This window comes from Candidatus Borrelia fainii, from assembly GCF_027925085.1.
In the GTDB taxonomy this organism is placed as follows: domain Bacteria; phylum Spirochaetota; class Spirochaetia; order Borreliales; family Borreliaceae; genus Borrelia; species Borrelia turicatae.
The window spans coordinates 933,400-951,861 of sequence record NZ_AP027070.1 but is presented as its reverse complement, the minus strand read 5'-3'; the positions used below and the strand labels follow the sequence as shown (position 1 = coordinate 951,861).

The following is an 18,462-nucleotide window of genomic DNA, read 5'->3' as shown; positions in this document are numbered from 1 at the left end:
TATTTAATTGTTAATAGTATAAAATATAATATTATTACATCCTTCCCCATTTCATACAATACAAACAAGTAAAAACCATTTTTTATTCTTTAATAACATGTTACAATTTTTTACACACACAATGAAAAATTTAATACTTATATCACTACACTTGTTTATAATACATGCCCATGCATGGGGTGAAAAATTTAATAATGAAAATATAAAACCACTACAAATAGGTATTATTCAACACAATTATATAAATTTAACTCCTTATAATCAACATTACAAATATTACGCTTTCATTGGAATAACCATGACTTACAATGAATGGATTGATTTCAATATCATCCCCATTAACTTTTATCCCCAAAATTCAACTTCATTCTCAAATGTCTATTTTACTCTATCTATTTCTTTTTATATATTGAAATATCAAATACATATATATTCTTTCATTATCAATATCTTAGTAGGTACTCAATTACCTATATCTCTTAGGACTTCTATTATTACTGGTGGAAATAATATCTCTGCTTTTCTTTTCCCGGCATTGCCTTTTGTCTCTCTTAAACTTAATATTCCAATTACTAATTTATTCTCTATCCTCTCTATATTTTCTTCTTCTCTACGTGAGTATTTTTTAGTCGATATAGCTATTACCTTTCCTATCTAATTATAACAATACTTAGTCATTTTTAATAAACATTTCCTTTATACAAAACTTAAGAATATTTACTCTTCTACATTAAGTTTTTTAAACCCTTCTGGAATAAGCACAATATCAATACCTGAATTTAATGATTTCTTAATCGCATGCTCCAAACTAAAATTATTTACAATTGCCCCCATATCATACGCATCTGTCATGATAATACTAAAGATATTCAGATTATGTCTTATAATATCCACAATATCTTTGGACATACTACTTACATCTGCGGAAATATTAGGAACAAGTACATGTCCAAGCATAATAAATTTTGCTTTCTTTCCAAAAAGAAATGGTATAAAATTATTTACCATTAAAAAATTTTTACTATAAGGTAATAAGGCCAAATCTTTATGGGTATCTACTTTTGTGCCTCCAAGTCCAGGAAAGTGCTTAACTACAGCAAAAACACCTTCCCTTTGTATCCCATCAATAAATGCCTCTACCATAAGACCAATATTATAAGATGAAGAGACCCAAAAGTTCTGCTACCTAAGGGGTTATTTGTAGCAAATTTAGCATCTGCTACAGGTGCCATATTTACATTCTTAACCTTTTGTGGTACTTACTGTTACCTTGTTACAAAGTAACAGCAAGTAAATATATTAAAAACTATACTTATTTTTATTTTAAATTTTATAATCAATACTTCTTAGTAAAAGCAAGTTCAAAAACTAAACCAGAATTTTCGTTGAAATTTATCTCAAATTGAGGCTTAAATCCTCCCAAGGATATACCCAATTTTTCTCGAAGTTTCCTATTATAACTAGACGCATATGTAAAGGGAATTATTATTTCAACAATTCGTGTCACAAACAAAGTAATTCCACCTAAAGACATCAAAGATAATGCAATCGTTGGTGTATTAATACCTTTATATTGAGAAAGAGAATACATACCACCACTAATCAAACCGAAACCCAACATATCAAATCCTAAAATCAGTAATCCACCAGTAAGATCTCCTTGCACGAATGAACCTATACCAAAACCCACAAAAAAATTCAATAGAAAAGGCACTAAAGTATTTTGTTTATGAATTTCATAAAATAACAATTTGCTATCCATATTGCCTTTTGCAGTTACAGCATCAGAAGCCATCTCATCATAACTTTGAGCAAAACTAACAACAATACAAACAAAAAATAACATTAAAATTAATACTTGTTTCATAAAACCCTACCTTCCAAAAAAATGCTCAATATCTTCATCATATCCCTTATTATATAACATATAATAAGTCAATAATTCTCTTACCATGCTACACTCATTTGTCATAAGATATTTACAACAAAACCTCTATTCATTAAATCCTTTATTGCTTACTCCCCTTTTTTTTATTTTTTCTCTCTCTTCTAGTTTTTTCCTCTATCGAATATCTCTTGCAACAAATCACAAATCTCTCTTCCTTTATTTTCAACCTCTATAACTGCAGCATTACTATTTTTACTATTGATCAGTGAATTAAATATATTGTAAAATCTTTCTGCTGTCATTTCTTCTTTCGGCAAGTGATAAGTTGTCAAAACAAGAATCTTGTGCGATGCACAATTTAACATGTCACTATATTCATATATTTTTTGAGTAAGATTTACAAGTTCTTCCATAGTAGAATACTTATTAAAAGTATCGCGATTTCTCCGATCACTAAAATTTCCCCGTAAGGGCATTAAAGTATTAGATGACATTCTGCCTAACATAGTCAATAACTCTTTAATAACAAACCTATATCGTCTTTTATCTTCTAAAGATATACTAACAGACTTGGAAACACTACGAGGAGGATACATTGTATATATTGCAAATGCTAAAGAATAAATAAGCTCAGGATTATAACGCATAGATGTATAAATACTTTCTGTACTGAAACGATAGTACCATTCTCCTATGTCAAATATCTTATCCAAGATCAAGGGAGGGAAACCTGCATTTGTAGGATCATAAAGAAAAGGTTCATCACGCTTAATCATAAATACAGATCCAAAGTTATAAAACGCTCTTCTTGCTTCATAAAATTGTTTCAAAGCTTCCTCTTTTGTTGTTGCTTTTTCTGAAAGTTCAATTAAAGATCCCTTTAAATTTATTGGAGCAATTATGTCTTTTTGTTCACCTAAAGGAGGGATAACATCAGGAGAAGGAGGGATAACATCAGGAGAAGGAGGGATAACATCAGGAGAAGGAGGGATAACATCAGGAGAAGGAGGAATAACATCAGGAGAAGGAGGGATAACATCAGGAGAAGGAGGAATAACATCAGGAGAAGGAGGGGTTGGTTTTTTGATCTCAATTACCATTTTATTTGACCTAGCTTCAAACAATTTTGGAGCTAAACTTTCTTCTTCTCTTATTTTTGCATTGTAATCACAACTTATTACAAACACAATAAAAAACATCATACTTACTCTTACCATTAAATCTCTCCTTCTTTGTAATTTATTACAACTTTTAACTATTATTATTCAGCATATCATCAACATTAAGAACCAATCTTTGTTTCTATCTTATAAGCAAACCCCTACTTATCAAGTCCGATAAATAATTACTTATTCTATATATATATATATATTACCACACAATTAACCAATATTATATAATATTTTATATAATATTTAGGAATTTCTTAGTAGAGACAGTAATTTGTATTTCATTACAATTGTTACAATTGTAAGTATTTCATCACGAGTAGTTAAGGGTATATTAAGATAAGGTATATCAAGCATTTTTTTAGAAAAAATTTCATCGATTACCTCATACATACCAAAACCTCATTTAAAGACAAGGTAAACAACAATTAACATATTATAAAAAGCGCTATTAAATAATGCCTATTGTAATAGAATATGTTACTATAATCATAATACTACAAATAAAGGCAAATATTAAATTAAAAATACTAATGAAGAGGAAAATATGCTAAAAGGGTATATATTAAATATGACAAATCTAAGAAACGCTATTAATGAAATGATATTTTCTCATTCAGGATTTAGAAAGATATTTGCAAAATCAAAAAATGAAAATTCAATAGAATATGAAATAAATGATGACGACAAAATATTAGTTGCTCTTATAACCTTTACAATATCAAATTATTTTAAAGATAAACAAAAAAAATATATCAATGTTGGATTAGATTCAAGAACAACTGGAAATATAATCTCAAAGATAATAATTAAGACCTTAATTTTAAACAACAACAGTGTAAATTTTTTTGGAATACTCCCAATACCAGAAATCTTAGCTTATACAAAAGAAAATCAAAATTCAAAAGGATTTATATACATTTCTGCAAGTCATAATCCTACAGGATATAATGGCATTAAAATTGGATTAAATGATGGAGGCGTGCTAAATTCAAATGAAACAAAGAAAATAATATGTCAGATCAGATCCAACATTGAAAATGAAACTTTAATAAACAATCTAATAACAAACTTACAAAAGTTTAATACCAATGCTCTGCACTTAAAAACATATGAAGAAATTATCACTTCACAAGCTAGACATAAAACACAATCTTATAACTCATATAAGTCATTAATGCAGCAAATAATATATTCAGACACACACAATCAAAAAAATATTGACATACTAAAAAAAACTATCAAAAAAGAACCTATAGGAATCATAGGAGAGATGAATGGGAGTTCTCGCATTAACTCAATTGATAGGGAAATGATTGAATCTTTGGGAATAAAATTAGAACTTCATAACACAGAAATTGGTATCTTTAAGCATGGAATGACTCCCGAAGGGACATCTTTAAACATGTGCAAACAAATATTAGAGCAAAAATTTAAGAATGACAATTCTTTCAAGTTAGGATATGTCCCTGATTGTGATGGAGATAGAGGCAATCTGGTTGCAATTTTAAAAAAAGAACAAGCAAGTATCATTACACCACAAAAAATATTTGCACTCTCAGTACTCTCAGAGCTTAGCTATCTTTACCATATGGGAATTAAAGATAATTTAGCTGTCGTAGTTAATGATGCAACCTCACTAAACATTGAAAAAATAGCATCTCTATTTAACACAAAAGTTTATAGAGTGGAGGTTGGTGAAGCCAACTTAATAGAAATGGCTGACCTTTTACGGAATAAAGGATTAATAGTAAAAATTTTGGGAGAAGGATCAAATGGGGGCAATATTATATACCCTTCAAAAGTAAGAGACCCACTAACAACTCTCTTTAGCATTATAAAATTGCTTACAATCAAAAATCTTTACAAGATATGGTGCTCAATATCTAATAATTCATATAATGAACACTACACTCTTGAGGATATATTAAAGACAATCAATTTTTATAGCAATGTAGAAGTATCATCAGAAAAAGCCATGCTTAAAATAAAAGTAGAAAATCAAGAAATACTAAAAACCAATTACGAAAAATTATTAGAAAAAGAATTTAACAACAATAATACCCTGTTACAAAAATTACCAATACATAATTATGAAATTATAAATTATGAGGGTATCAAACAAAATCTCTCCAGAACAGGTGACTCATCAGGGGGGCTTAAAGTTTTATTTAAAAACAACAAACATGAAATAATTGCTAGTTTATGGTTCCGTGGCTCAAAAACAGAACCAATATTTAGAGTATTAAGTGAGGTCATATCTAAACATAATGATTTACTATATCCCCTTTTAGATTTTCATACAGATTTAATATACTTGGCTAACTCTTTAACCTAATTAACATACATGAATTATGACACAAAATTCAAACAAATTGATTTATTATGGTTAATTATGCAGTATAACCTATGTACTTAGATTATTTTTTAAAATTTTCTCTATATTTCTCCTCACCCCATTCCACGTCTTTGATATACCCATTAAATTTTTAGCATTTTTTATAACTTCTACTGCAACTTTTCTAGTTTTACTTGTACCTTCAAATATTATTTCATCAATATAACCCTTTTTAGCTTTAAAAAATTTTCTTCTCTCTCTAATTGGTATTAAAAATTGATTTAAAACCTCAAAAAGCCTCTCTTTAATTTCAACATCTCCAATTTTACCCTGTCTATATCTAGTTTTAAACTCACAAAGCTCATCAATATTACTATTAAAAAAGTCATGATAAATAAAAACAGGGTTACCATCAACTTCTCCTGGTATATCTGCTCTTACTCTTTTTGGATCTGTAAACATAGACATAACTTTCTTACGCAATGATTTTTCATCATCACTTAAAAATATCGCATTACCAAGACTTTTACTCATCTTAACCTTGCCATAAATTCCCACAAGAGCCTGAGAATCTGTAAAGACAGCTTCAGGGATTGGAAAAAAATCTCCATAAAGATAATTAAATTTCCTAGCAAGTTCTCTTGTAAGTTCAATATGAGCCTCATTATCACGTCCAACTGGAACTAAATTAGCCTTTGTCATCAAAATATCCGCACTCATAAGAACAGGATAACCCAAAAGTCCATAAGGAAGTTCAGATAGCCCAGCAGCAATACTCATATCCTTTATACTAGGAATCCTTTGTAAACGATTAACCATCACAATCATTGACAGTATTAAATTTAACTCTAAAAGCTCAGGTATAGCTGATTGCAAATAGATATTAACTTTTTCAGGATTAATCCCACAAGCCAGATAATCCAAAACCATTTCTCTAACATTAACAGATATTTCATTAATGCTTTTTAAATCTGGTTTTGTAGTAAGAGTATGCAAATCCGCTATAATAATATAAGTTTCATATTTCTCCTGATACTTTAATCTATTAACAATAGACCCGATATAATGCCCTAAATGAAGAGAACCTGTAGGTCTATCTCCTGTAAGCATAACTTTTCTCTGCAAATTTAACTCTCCTTATTATCAACACTTAAGATCTTTGAACCACTTAAAAACACAGAAAAAGGTTTTAAACACTCTATATTATCTACTATTACTTTTATAATCACTGTAAAAGGATAGGCTATTAAAAGTCCCACAATACCCCAAAGCCATCCCCAAAAGAAAAGAAAACAAAGCAGCAAAAAAGGAGAAAGATCAAGCCTATGTCCTTGCATCTTAGGCTCAAGAATATTCCCAATCAACATTTGAACAAATGTATTATACATAAATATATAGAAAACCAAATTTAAATTGGGATAAAACTGTACCAAAGCAGCTATCATAATAAAAAAAACTGCCAAAATTGAACCTATACTTGGAATAAAATTAAAAACAAATGTAAGCACGGCCCATACACGAGGAAAATCTTGTCCAAACAACTTTAAACCTATAAACACTAAAAACCCTGTAAGACAACTAACAAAGAGCTTTATTCCCAGATACTTACTAATCTGATTATTTATTGTATTTAAAGCCTCAATAAATATACTCGAAACAGATTGTTTAAAAGCATTTTTAACCTTTATATCAAAAATGTGTATTTCTGATAGTAAAAAATACAACAATAAAAATAACACAACTAAACTGCTTGCAAATCCAATAATCTCATTAGACATACGAGTTAAAAAAGGATAAATATATTTAGAAAAATCTATATTGCTAATAATAGCACTATCTAACTTATATTTTTCAAGAATATCTACCATAATAAAAATCAACTGCTTCTGATAATAAGGTAATTGATTAATTAATATAGTAACACTATAATAAACAAAACTAAAAACCAAATAAGAAAATGAAAAAAGAACAAAAAAAATTACAAAAACTATTAAAACTCTTGGGATCTTTAGTTTTTTAAGAAAAGTATAAATGGGATATACCAAAAATCCAAGAACCACCGCAATAGCTAAAGGTTTAAATATTGTTTGTGCTATTTTTAAAATAGCAATTAACATTACAATCAAAGCTACAACATAAAACACAGACTGTAATTTAACAAACTTTAACCTATCAGTTGGTTTTAGCTCTAAAGACATCTCACTTCTCCTTCAATATACCTTAATCATTATCATTATGAAAAATACTTAAAAACAGAGTCAATACCCACTCACGAACATTTGTCAAAATTTAAAATCAATTCATATATTTAAATGAATCTTTTCCATTATCCAATTATATAACTTAGTTCCCTTACTATAATTAGCTTCGGCTAAATCCCCTACTCTCTTCTCTTTAACTAGCCTCTTAGCATTTTCATCATTTCCATGATAAACCGTCAACGTATTTTTATAATGATTTAAGCTGTTATTCAAAATTTCAAAGGCTGGAATATCATTAAAACCATCTGCAATATAAAACATATTTTCAAAAGGAATCTCTCTTCTACCTTTAGGAATCCTCCTATTAATTTTATCATAAGATCCCTTGTTTAACTCGAAAATTACCCGGGTTTTTATTGTATGATCTACGAAATAACATACGCTACTTAAAACAACATTTTCTGAAAATTTATTATCTAAACTTTGATAAAAAGGCATAAGGTATGTGTCTATAAATTCACAAGCCCAAACCTTAGTAACATAAGGAGCAATACTACTGCCCAAAATCATCTGCCTAAAACCACTTGAAACAATATAAATATTTATCACAATATCTGATTTCTTTAAACTTAGATTTATTTCATCGATTTCTTTAAACAAAGAAAGAACTCCTTCAAAAAATCTTAATTTTAAGCCCAATTTAAATAATGTTTTATTATTTAAACCTTTAAAAATACCTTCCTTGACATATGTTAAAAAATGTGACAAATATATCATTTCATTAGCAATGATATTACAATGATTTTTGTTATAAGTAATAGATAAATTTTCAACTTCATCCCAAAATAAACTAGCATCAACATTATACTCATCAAAAAGTACCTGTTGCATATTACCATAAATTAAAGTATTATCAAAATCAAATATCAAAGCTATAATTTTTTCTTTTTTACCCATAAACAAAAAATAAATTTAAATTAACACTAAATTATATTACAATATATAAATATATTGAATAAAAATGATTATGATAGATATAAATAGTATAAATCAAATAAAAGATATTTTCTCTAAAGTATTAGATGTAAGTTTAATTAGCATTCTAGTTTATTATATCTATAAAAATGTCATTAATTCTTATTCTGTAAATTTACTTAAAGGAATGATCATCATTACATCCATTGGTATCGTGTCTTATTATTTTAACTTATATACAATAAATTGGCTATTAACTTACATAGCAAACATACTGCCAATTGCAATGCTTATACTATTTCATCAAGAAATAAAAAAAATAATTATGCAAATTGGAAATTTTAATTTATCTTTTAAACTTGCAAACAATAAAGAAGAAACTACCAAAACTATTGTTGAGATAATAAAAGCAGTTAAGCATTTATCAAAAAATAAATCTGGTAGCTTAATCTGCATAGAAAAAAAAATACAATTAGATCAAATAATAAATAAAGGCATAAAATTAGATTCCATTGTATCTAATGAAATACTAATATCAATTTTTGATTATGAAACACCTTTACATGATGGAGCAGTCATAATTAGCAATAACAAAATAGTTTACGCTGGCTCTTTTTTACCATTATCTAATATCGAATCTATCAGCAAAACCTTTGGAACAAGACACAGAGCAGGGCTTGGAATTTCTGAAAATTCAGATGCAATAACAATAATAACATCTGAAGAAACTGGTTCTATTTCACTCACACAAAACGGAAAATTAGAATATAATTTAAGCTTAAATGAAATCAAAAAAAAATTAAATCTTGCATTAATAGAATGAATAATGATTATAACTAAAAAATTTATAAATATAATAAAATTATTATTTGAAGATTGGCAAAATAAAGCTATTTCTATCCTAATAGCCATTATTATGTTCACAACATCTTACTTTAATAGTATAGAATCAATCGCAATAGAAAAAAAATTTAATATTTTATTAGAAGATGAAGTTACATTAGGTAAAATACCTGATTTTAATAAAATATTACTTACAGTCAAAATCAATAAAAAAGACTTAAAATATTTAGACCTTGACCGAATAACCTTATTAGTGGAAGCTAATAACATAAAAAAAGCCGGGGAATATGAACTGCCAATAAAGATCAAAAACTTTAATCCCATACCTATTGTTGAATATAAGCTTTCAAAAAATAAAATTACACTAAGCCTTGATAAAAAAATCTCAAAATTAGTCAAAGTTGAGCCCAAATTTAAATTACTTGAAAAAGAGGGTAAAGGGGAATATTTCATTGCCAAATATAATATAGTACCTGAAAAATTAAAAATACATGGTCCTGAAAAAGTAATCAAGACAATAAACTCAATCAAAACAAAAATAAAAGAATTCGATACAAATACTGTATTTATTTCAGAACATCTGGAAGTAATTTCCCCAACCCCACTAATAACGCTTGACAAAAATCACGTAATACTCAATATTACACTAGGTAAAAAATACATACATACAACAATAAAAAACCCAAATTTAATTTTCAATAACCTAAAAAATGGACTGGAAATAAAAAATAAAGAAAAAATCTTAGATCCAGAAAATGAGATGTTTATTAAGATAAGAAGCGGACTTTCAGAAAACATAATTAAAATGCATATAGCTAACAAAAATATTAGTTTCAATCTCGATTTAAGTCAAATTGAAACTCCTGGAATTTATGATATTAACACAGATATAATACTTAAAAATAACACTCATGGCATAGAAGTATATGAATATGAACCCAAAACAATAAATATTGAAGTAATCTCAACAGAGCAATAAAATGACGAAATCAATAGGATGTGATATAATAAAAGTTACAAGACTTAATAGTTTTTTACAAAATAGAAAAAAATTAGAAAGATTTTTTACACAAAGAGAAATTGAAAATTCAGAAATGAAAGGAAAAGGGGTTTTAGAAAGTCTAGCTGGTAAGTTTTCAGCAAAGGAATCATTAATCAAAGCGTTAAGCCCACTAATAAATATCAAAATAAAATATTCACTTAAAGATATTGAAATTATAAGCTTACCAAAAGGTAACATAATATTCCAATTACACAATGATATTAAAACTTTGATTAACCAAATGAATCTAAAATTATACCTGACAATCTCACATGAAAGGGAGTACGCTATTGCGTTTGTAATAGTAGAGAATTAATTTATGAAAAAAATATCATATTTGACCAAATACGAAATTGAATGTCCTTTATGCAAACACAAATTTAGGAAAGAAGAACTATTAACAGGAAGTAGCAGATTAATAGCTGGGGATTTAAAAGTTGATTTAAAAAGAGAGTATATAAAAAATGAAAAATATGGCAACATTTATCCCAGGATATATTCAATAACAGTATGTCCCAATTGTTATCTGGCCGCATTCCCAAATGAGTTCAAAGCAATATCACTTATTAACAATAATATAAAACAAACTCTAATCATCCATACTGATGAACGTAAAGAAATAAAATCAATTTTCGAAGACAATCTAAATTTTAATGAACCAAGAAGACTTCAAGAAGGAGCTGCTAGCTATATCCTTGCAATAATGTGTTATGAACATCTAGATAAAACTCATAATCCAACTTTTAATCAAGCAAAATGTGCAATAAGATCAGCCTGGATCTTTGAAGATCTAGAAAAAGAATATCCAAATCAAAACTATAACTATTTGCAAAAAATATTTTATCATAAAGCAGCATATCTTTATAAATTAACAATCGAAAAAGAGCAAAATAACTTAGAACCAATTAACGCCGAAATAGTATTTGGTCCTGATACAGATAAAAATTATGGATATGACAGTGTTTTATACCTATCAAGTTTACTAGAATACTTTTATGGTAATAGAGAAGATAAACAATACAGATACAATCAATTAGTTACCATAAAAACTCTACTATCTAAAATAACCGGGATGGGAAAATCATCAAAAGAAAAACCTTCAATACTTTTAGATAAAATAAAAGAAGTTTATTTTAAAATATCAAACGAAATAAAAACTTTTAAATAAATGAAAAAAGTACTTGCAGAAATAACATATGACGGTTCACTATATTATGGATTTCAAATCCAACCAAAAAAACCAACAATTCAAGGAGAAATTGAAAAAGTATTAGAGAAAATAAGTAAAACAAAGATTAAAATTCATTCAGCAGGCAGAACAGATAAAGGAGTTCATGCAAGAGGACAAATAATATCTTTTTATATAAAAATAAATATTAAGCTTAAAAATCTAAAGACAGCAATAAACTCCCTATTAAAGGACGATATTAGAATAATAAAATTAAAATACGTAGAAAATAAATTTCAACCTAGATTTGATGCCAAGGGAAGAAAATATAGCTATTACATACTCAACAATGAAAACCACTATCCTTGGGAAGGATATAAGGCTTATTATGTAAAGAAAAAATTAAATATTAATAGATTAAATGAAATGGCTGAAATGCTAATTGGAATACACGATTTTACTACCTTTTCATGCATACGAGACCAAACAAACTCAAAATTGAAAGAAATTTATTCTGCTAGATTTAAGAAAAAAAATAAATTTATAATCTTTGAAATAATAGGCTCCTCATTTCTATGGAAAATGGTAAGATCAATAGTAGGAGCAATGATCGATATAGAGATAAAAAATGAACCTGTTGATACTTTCAAAAAAATTTTAAACTCAAAAAATAGAAAACTTACAAGAAAAACAGCACCTGCTAAAGCTTTATTTTTAGATAAGGTTTTTTATGAATAAAAGCAAATTGCTTAAAAAATTGATACTTCTTAAAATACTTAAAAACAATATATCGGAAAATATTTATAGCAAACAAGAAGAATTTGAGAAACTCAAAAACCAAATAATCAAAGCTAGAAACATAAAAATTTTAAAACACATAGAACAAAAAGATATAAAAGAAAATAATAGATTAATAAAATCAACAGGATACAAAATAAATAAAAATGACAAAAAAGGTTTATTAATAATATATATAGATAAAAAATATCTAAATCAAAATGCAAAAATAATAGTAAAAAAATGGTGTGAAAGTATTAAAATATTAAATTACAAAATAATAGATAATCCTAACACTCTAACCTTAGAGATTAACAAACAACAACCTAAAGCAATTCTTGCATGTGAAGAAGTAGCATTATTTTTAAACCAACACTTAAGAATTCAAATTGTAAGAGGATTTGAATTAAATTTTAAAGGAATTCCAATAGTATTTACATATCTTCCTACAAATCAAGTAACAAATCCAGAACTCAAGAAAGAAATCTGGCAAGACTTAAAAATCATAAAAGGTATAATAAAATATGGATAAAAGCTCAAAACATAATTTTTACTATGAAATTGCGTTTAATATTCCTGTAAATAAACTTTTTTTTTATAAGTACAACTTAAAATTAGAAACAGGAATAAGAATAATAACAAATTTTAATGGAAAAGACACAATTGGAATAATAATTAAAAGATATGCTAAGGAAGAACTTAAGGAAAATTTCACGTTTGAAATAAAAGATATAATAAAAGTCATTGACGAGAATGCAATAATAATAGAACATAACATCAATCTTGCACACTGGATTAGTCAAAAAACATTTTCTGGATTTGGAGAAACTTTATTTTGTGGGTTACCTAAAATTTCAACTTCAAATAAAGAAATTAAAAATAATGATAATGAAGATTTAAGCTATAAACTACCCATTCAATTAAATGAAGAACAAAATAATATTTATAAAGAAATTATTGAATCAAACATACAAAATACATTTTACTTATTTGGTGTTCCTGGATCTGGAAAAACAGAAATATTTATCAAACTATGCGAACACTACTTAGAACAAAAAAAACAAATAATTTTCTTAATTCCCGAAATTTCTCTAGGTTATCAAATAATTAAAAGGATCAAATCAAATCTAAGCACAAATAAAGTCTATGAATATAACTCAAAAATATCAAATTCAACAAAAATCTTAATATGGAATAAAGTCAAAAATGGAGAAAATTTAATTATAATTGGTGTTAAGAGCGCATTAATGTTGCCATTTAAGAATTTAGGGTTAATAATAATGGACGAAGAACATGAGTGCACATATAAATCTGAAAATACTCCAAGATTTCATTCAAGACACATAGGATTTTTTCTACAAAGCACATTTAATGCCAAATTTGTAATGGGAAGCGCAACACCATCACTTGAAGCATATCTTGCTATGGAAAATAATCAGATAAAAAAAATGATTTTAAAAAATAAATTTTTTGAAAGAACATTCAAAGAACTTAAAATAATAGACATGAAAAAAGAACGCCAAATAATATCTTCAGAATTACTTTACAGCATACAAAAAAGTTTAATTGATAAAAGACAAACATTAATATTTATCAATAAAAGAGGATATTCAAAAACACTTGAATGCAAAATCTGTGGATATATAATTTACTGTCCACATTGTTCCTTCAATTTAATTTACCATAAAAGCGAAAATAAGCTCATCTGTCATTACTGCAATTACAAAACAAACATAATAAACAATTGTCCTAATTGCAACTCACAAGACATCATATACAAAACATACGGGATTCAATTTATTGAAAGAGAATTAAAAAATTTTCTTCCGAATGCAAGAATAGCAAGAACAGACTCCGATCTTAATAAAAAAGAAATTATTCAATCAATAAATGCATTTGAAAATGGACAATTAGATATCTTAATTGGAACACAAATCATTGCAAAAGGTTTTAATTTTAAACAGATCAAAACACTAGGTATCATTAATGCAGATATTGGAATAGGTTTACCTGATTTTAGAAGCAGTGAAAAAATTTTTGCAATAATTTCACAAGTACTAGGCAGAGCTGCAAGATTCCAAAATGATAACACAATTATTATTCAAACAAAAAATCCTAATTATTATCCTATAAAATACGCATATGAAGGTAAATATGAAGAATTTTATAAAGAAGAAATAAAAATTCGAAAAGAATTAAATTATCCTCCTTTTAAAAAAATTATTAGAATAGTAGTTAGAAGCAAAAAACAAGAAGCTGCTAGACATAAATGTTTAGAATTTTTTGAAATATCTAAAGAGTTATTAAATGATAAAATCGAATATCTTGGCCCATCAAAAGCACCAATGGAAAAAATATCCAAATACTATAGGTATAACATAATATATTTATCAAAATCATTCAATTTACTTGAAAAGTTAATACGTTACACAAAAGAAAAAATAAAATTAACAAGAGATACGTACATTGAAATAGATTATTACCCAATTTCATTGCTTTAAAAAAAATCTGAACTCTCTTGCCCAAGAGTCTTTAAGAAAGATGAGAGAACATAAAGAGCTTTATCATTATGTCCTCCTTCAGGAATAATAAGGTCAGCATATTCCTTAGTAGGTTCTATAAACCTATAATATCCTGCCCTAGTAGTATTTAAATACTGTTCAATAACAGATTCCAATGTACGCCCCCTTTTAGACATATCTCGTTCAAGTCTCCTAATAAATCTAATATCATTAGGCGTATCAATATATATCTTTAAATCTATCAAATTACGCACTCTCTCTTCAACAAAAATCATAATACCTTCAACAATAACAACAGGGGTTGGAACTATTTCAACGGTTTCATCTTTCCTTTTATGATTAATAAAATCATAAAGAGGCATATGAATTAACTTATTTTCTTTTAGTTTCTTTAAGTGCTTATAAAATAAATTATTATCAAAAGCATCTGGATGATCAAAATTAACATCTAAAAACTCATATTCATAATCACCGACACTTTTATAATAATTATCTTGCGATATAAGAACAAATTCAGGAATAACTTCACTAATTTTATTAACAACTGTAGTTTTCCCACTCCCAGATCCACCTGTTATTCCGATAATTTTAACCATTAACCTCTTCTTTAGAACTAGGCACTTTAGGCATATTTTTTAAAGTTCCTGCAACAAATATATTATTAAAGCCTAATCCTTTTAAAATTTTCTTAGCCTCAATAGATTTGTTAAAACTTTTACCATAAATTATTATTTGAGTTTCAACATTACCTAACTTATCTTTTTTAGCAAACAAATCCTTAAAAGGAATATTGATTGATTTTGTATAATGAGATTTATTATATTCTTTAGGAGATCTAATATCTAATATTATTGCACCATTTTTAATTTTTTCCAGTAAAACTAAGTTAGTTCTTTTCATCTTTAAAACAATAAAGAACCAAATATAAAAAAAGAGAAAAACTATCAAGCATATAAGCTTTATATAACTAACAATCATATCTTTTATAAAACAATAATATCAAAAAAAAAGAAATAAATACAATAAAATTGAATTGTTTTTTAGTAAAATTAATATAAAATTCAAGTAAAGCAACGATTTTATGCTAAAGAGTAAGTAACAGAAAAATGAAAAAAAAAAGGAATAAATGGACTAGAATAAAACAAAAAATTAAGTTCATTATATTAAAAATACTAAGGAAACAGCTAAAGAATATCCTCAAAGATCCAAAATTAATACTGATTAGCACATTGCAAATAACAACTGGTTCACTCTTAATGGCCATATCCACTAACATTTTATACATACCACACGGACTTTTAAGTGGTGGAATTGCAGGAATTGCACTTATGCTGCATTACCTCTTAAACTTTAATCTAGGGCTTACAATGTTCATATTAAACATTCCTTTATTCATTATTGGAATCAAATTCTTAAATATAACATTTGTAATTCAAAGCTGGATCGCAATGGCTTTATACTCACTCATAGTCAATTATTCACAATTTTTACAATACAAAATGCAAATAAACGATATGATACTTGTATCAATTTTAGCAGGTCTAATATCAGGTCTTGGACTTGGTCTAATATTTAAAGCAAAGGGATCATCAGGTGGTACAGACATTCTCTCCATGATAATTAAAGAAAAATATTCAATTAGCATTGGAACTACAAATTTTCTCTTTAACTTTGCAGTATTACTAATTGCAACAGCCTTTTTCAATATTGAAATTGCCCTTTACACCTTAATTGCTTCATTTGTCACAGCTATAATGACGGATAAGACAAGTACAGGATTTGGTAATCAAAAAGCAATCCTTATTATCTCAGATAAAGGAAAAGAAATATCTTATTTGCTTACCAATAAATTAAAAGTAGCAGCTACACTACTTAAGGGAAAAGGCGCTTGGGCTGGAAACGATAAAACTATAGTTTTCATAGTAGTTCCTACAATGCGTATGTCCAGAATTAAATATATTTCTCAAAAAGTTGACCCTAACTGCTTTATTACAGTACTCAACACAAATGAAATAACTGGCGGAAAAAAAATTATTGAATCCCCAATTACAAATAAATACGATACTACAATTTAAAACTTATCTAAAAACACAATAAAATCATTAACAAGCATACTTAACGTCTCTTTATCATAAAATATCGATAAAAAATCAATGAATCTTTGTGGAAATGCTGAAATAAATTTTTTCAAAAAACCTTCTTTAATATTAATTTCAAGTTTGAAAGCATGAAGCATCAAAGACATTTCTTTAAATTCTTTATCCAATCTAGCATAAATACTATCTCCTAATATTGGATGATTTAAATGCTTCATATGAACTCTTAATTGATGAGTACGTCCTGTTTTAGGCTTTAAAGCTACCAAGGAATAATTACCTATACTAGTCAATACTCTATACTCAGTTAATGCCCTCTTTCCCTTATTATCATGCACGCTAAATCTTTTTCTATCATGTCTATCTCTATCTATAAAAGTCTCAATAATACCAGAATCAATTTTAAAATTACCTTTAACAACTGCAATATAAACTTTCTTAACAAACCTTTCCTTAAACTGTCTAGATAAAAAATTTAAAACTTTCAAATTTTTAGCACAAATCATCACACCAGACGTTTCTTTATCTAAGCGATGTACAATTCCGGGTCTAATTTTATCCTCCTTAAAACTATTTCTTAATCCTGAGATATGGTACAAGAGAAAATTTACAACAGTATTCTCCAAGTTAGATATACCAGGATGACTTAAAATACCTTGGGGTTTATCCACAACAATGACATCTATATCTTCATAAAGAATACTAATAGGCAAATTTAAAGGTTTTAAATATTTCCTTAAATTAATTTCTTCATTAAACTCTATTAATATTCTATCATCCACAAAAACGGGCCTTGATAATTTTATTGCAACAAAAACACCATCATGATATTTAAAAGCTTTTATCTCTCTTTTCTTAATTTGACTTCTAGTAAAAAGACACAAATCTTTAGACAAATAAATATCCAGTCTTTGAGAATCTTTTCTTATAATAAACTCTTTTCGAAATTTTTTCATCTAATAACTAAAACAATCAATCAAGGCAATTATTAAAGATATTGCTAACCCAGCTGAAGCTGAAATCATAAATTTTTTCAAAGTTTCATCTTTTGAAAGCTTAAAATCACTTGAAAAAGGATATGGAAAATTTTTTCCATCCATATTATTAAAATAATAAGATAAATCAAAACAATACAAACCTACAAATAACGCTATAGGAAAAGCGCCAACACTTATTGCTGAGAACCTAAATAATTTCTTACCCCAATTAGAATTAATAGTTTTTTCTATGTTTAAATCTTTATTTTCTTGAACATTTTCATAAAAAAAATCATAATTAGATTCAAGCTTCACAAAAATTTCACTACCAAAATCAATATTATTTTCGCTGGAGGAAATTTTATCTCGCAGCGAAAATTTATAATTTAAATATTTCAACTCAAATCTAGAATGATCCAAAGAATTTGAATAAAGAATAGAAACATTAAAAAGCAAGAGCAAAAAT

At 27.0% G+C, this 18,462-nt stretch carries 20 protein-coding genes and 1 pseudogene; 10 read left to right on the top strand and 11 right to left on the bottom strand.

Annotated elements, in window-relative coordinates:
• Nucleotides 1–121 precede the first annotated feature (121 nt).
• Nucleotides 122–658, top strand: coding sequence for a hypothetical protein (locus QMG63_RS04460; RefSeq protein WP_281860611.1), 537 nt, complete (start codon nucleotides 122–124; stop codon nucleotides 656–658).
• 59 nt (nucleotides 659–717) lie between these two features.
• Here the strand turns inward: QMG63_RS04460 and QMG63_RS04455 are convergent.
• The 4 genes and pseudogenes from QMG63_RS04455 to QMG63_RS04440 all read right to left on the bottom strand — a co-directional run.
• A pseudogene (locus tag QMG63_RS04455) lies at nucleotides 718–1,241 on the bottom strand (glycoside hydrolase family 3 N-terminal domain-containing protein); the annotation flags it as partial.
• A 95-nt stretch (nucleotides 1,242–1,336) separates the two neighbouring features.
• The gene (locus QMG63_RS04450; RefSeq protein ID WP_281860613.1) at nucleotides 1,337–1,867 is read right to left on the bottom strand and encodes a P13 family porin; all 531 of its coding nucleotides are present in this window, start codon (nucleotides 1,865–1,867) and stop codon (nucleotides 1,337–1,339) included.
• Nucleotides 1,868–2,049: 182 nt separating this feature from the next.
• The gene (locus QMG63_RS04445; protein ID WP_281860615.1) at nucleotides 2,050–3,105 is read right to left on the bottom strand and encodes a hypothetical protein; all 1,056 of its coding nucleotides are present in this window, start codon (nucleotides 3,103–3,105) and stop codon (nucleotides 2,050–2,052) included.
• Nucleotides 3,106–3,303: 198 nt separating this feature from the next.
• Nucleotides 3,304–3,450, bottom strand: coding sequence for a hypothetical protein (locus tag QMG63_RS04440; protein WP_281860617.1), 147 nt, complete (start codon nucleotides 3,448–3,450; stop codon nucleotides 3,304–3,306).
• Nucleotides 3,451–3,604: 154 nt separating this feature from the next.
• Between QMG63_RS04440 and QMG63_RS04435 the strand changes: the two genes are divergently transcribed.
• Nucleotides 3,605–5,395 carry a phosphoglucomutase gene (locus QMG63_RS04435; protein WP_281860618.1) on the top strand — a complete coding sequence of 597 codons (1,791 nt, stop codon included), beginning with the start codon at nucleotides 3,605–3,607 and terminating at the stop codon, nucleotides 5,393–5,395.
• A 69-nt stretch (nucleotides 5,396–5,464) separates the two neighbouring features.
• Here the strand turns inward: QMG63_RS04435 and trpS are convergent, their stop codons facing one another.
• From trpS to QMG63_RS04420, 3 genes are all read right to left on the bottom strand, one after another.
• The gene (gene trpS, locus QMG63_RS04430; RefSeq protein WP_281860619.1) at nucleotides 5,465–6,520 is read right to left on the bottom strand and encodes a tryptophan--tRNA ligase; all 1,056 of its coding nucleotides are present in this window, start codon (nucleotides 6,518–6,520) and stop codon (nucleotides 5,465–5,467) included.
• Nucleotides 6,521–6,522: 2 nt separating this feature from the next.
• Nucleotides 6,523–7,593 carry an AI-2E family transporter gene (locus tag QMG63_RS04425; protein ID WP_281860621.1) on the bottom strand — a complete coding sequence of 357 codons (1,071 nt, stop codon included), beginning with the start codon at nucleotides 7,591–7,593 and terminating at the stop codon, nucleotides 6,523–6,525.
• Between the two features lie 102 nt (nucleotides 7,594–7,695).
• Nucleotides 7,696–8,553 (bottom strand): hypothetical protein, encoded by an 858-nt coding sequence (locus tag QMG63_RS04420; protein WP_281860623.1) that lies wholly within the window; start codon nucleotides 8,551–8,553, stop codon nucleotides 7,696–7,698.
• 70 nt (nucleotides 8,554–8,623) lie between these two features.
• On the opposite strand from QMG63_RS04420, the gene cdaA reads away from it, so the two are divergent.
• From cdaA to priA, 7 genes are read left to right on the top strand one after another with little or no spacing between them, the layout of a single operon-like run.
• A complete protein-coding gene (gene cdaA / locus QMG63_RS04415; protein ID WP_281862027.1) occupies nucleotides 8,624–9,394 on the top strand; it encodes a diadenylate cyclase CdaA in 771 nt (256 codons plus the stop codon).
• Nucleotides 9,395–9,397: 3 nt separating this feature from the next.
• Nucleotides 9,398–10,393, top strand: coding sequence for a YbbR-like domain-containing protein (locus tag QMG63_RS04410; protein ID WP_281862026.1), 996 nt, complete (start codon nucleotides 9,398–9,400; stop codon nucleotides 10,391–10,393).
• 1 nt (nucleotide 10,394) lies between these two features.
• Nucleotides 10,395–10,772, top strand: coding sequence for a holo-ACP synthase (gene acpS, locus QMG63_RS04405; RefSeq protein ID WP_281862024.1), 378 nt, complete (start codon nucleotides 10,395–10,397; stop codon nucleotides 10,770–10,772).
• Between the two features lie 3 nt (nucleotides 10,773–10,775).
• Entirely contained in the window at nucleotides 10,776–11,624 is an 849-nt protein-coding gene (locus QMG63_RS04400) for a DUF2225 domain-containing protein (protein ID WP_281862022.1), read from the top strand.
• Nucleotides 11,625–12,362, top strand: a complete 738-nt coding sequence (truA, locus tag QMG63_RS04395) for a tRNA pseudouridine(38-40) synthase TruA (protein ID WP_281862021.1) — start codon at nucleotides 11,625–11,627, stop codon at nucleotides 12,360–12,362. It begins immediately after the preceding gene.
• Nucleotides 12,355–12,933: a uracil-DNA glycosylase family protein gene (locus QMG63_RS04390; RefSeq protein ID WP_281862019.1), complete on the top strand. Its 579-nt coding sequence runs from the start codon at nucleotides 12,355–12,357 to the stop codon at nucleotides 12,931–12,933. Before truA ends, QMG63_RS04390 begins: the two co-directional genes overlap by 8 nt.
• A complete protein-coding gene (gene priA / locus QMG63_RS04385) occupies nucleotides 12,926–14,902 on the top strand; it encodes a replication restart helicase PriA (RefSeq protein ID WP_281862017.1) in 1,977 nt (658 codons plus the stop codon). Before QMG63_RS04390 ends, priA begins: the two co-directional genes overlap by 8 nt.
• On the opposite strand, the gene udk is transcribed toward priA, so the two are convergent.
• Both udk and QMG63_RS04375 read right to left on the bottom strand, forming a co-directional pair.
• Nucleotides 14,899–15,519, bottom strand: a complete 621-nt coding sequence (gene udk, locus QMG63_RS04380; protein WP_281862015.1) for a uridine kinase — start codon at nucleotides 15,517–15,519, stop codon at nucleotides 14,899–14,901. The two genes, priA and udk, sit on opposite strands and share 4 nt — an antisense overlap.
• Complete coding sequence (locus tag QMG63_RS04375; protein ID WP_425592807.1) at nucleotides 15,512–15,901, bottom strand: rhodanese-like domain-containing protein; 390 nt, start codon at nucleotides 15,899–15,901, stop codon at nucleotides 15,512–15,514. Before QMG63_RS04375 ends, udk begins: the two co-directional genes overlap by 8 nt.
• Nucleotides 15,902–16,029: 128 nt before the next feature.
• On the opposite strand from QMG63_RS04375, the gene QMG63_RS04370 reads away from it, so the two are divergent.
• Nucleotides 16,030–16,998, top strand: coding sequence for a YitT family protein (locus QMG63_RS04370; RefSeq protein ID WP_281862012.1), 969 nt, complete (start codon nucleotides 16,030–16,032; stop codon nucleotides 16,996–16,998).
• On the opposite strand, the gene QMG63_RS04365 is transcribed toward QMG63_RS04370, so the two are convergent.
• Together QMG63_RS04365 and QMG63_RS04360 are read right to left on the bottom strand one after the other, a co-directional pair.
• Entirely contained in the window at nucleotides 16,995–17,975 is a 981-nt protein-coding gene (locus tag QMG63_RS04365) for an RluA family pseudouridine synthase (RefSeq protein WP_281862010.1), read from the bottom strand. The two genes, QMG63_RS04370 and QMG63_RS04365, sit on opposite strands and share 4 nt — an antisense overlap.
• Nucleotides 17,976–18,458, bottom strand: coding sequence for a hypothetical protein (locus QMG63_RS04360; protein ID WP_281862008.1), 483 nt, complete (start codon nucleotides 18,456–18,458; stop codon nucleotides 17,976–17,978).
• Nucleotides 18,459–18,462 lie beyond the last annotated feature (4 nt).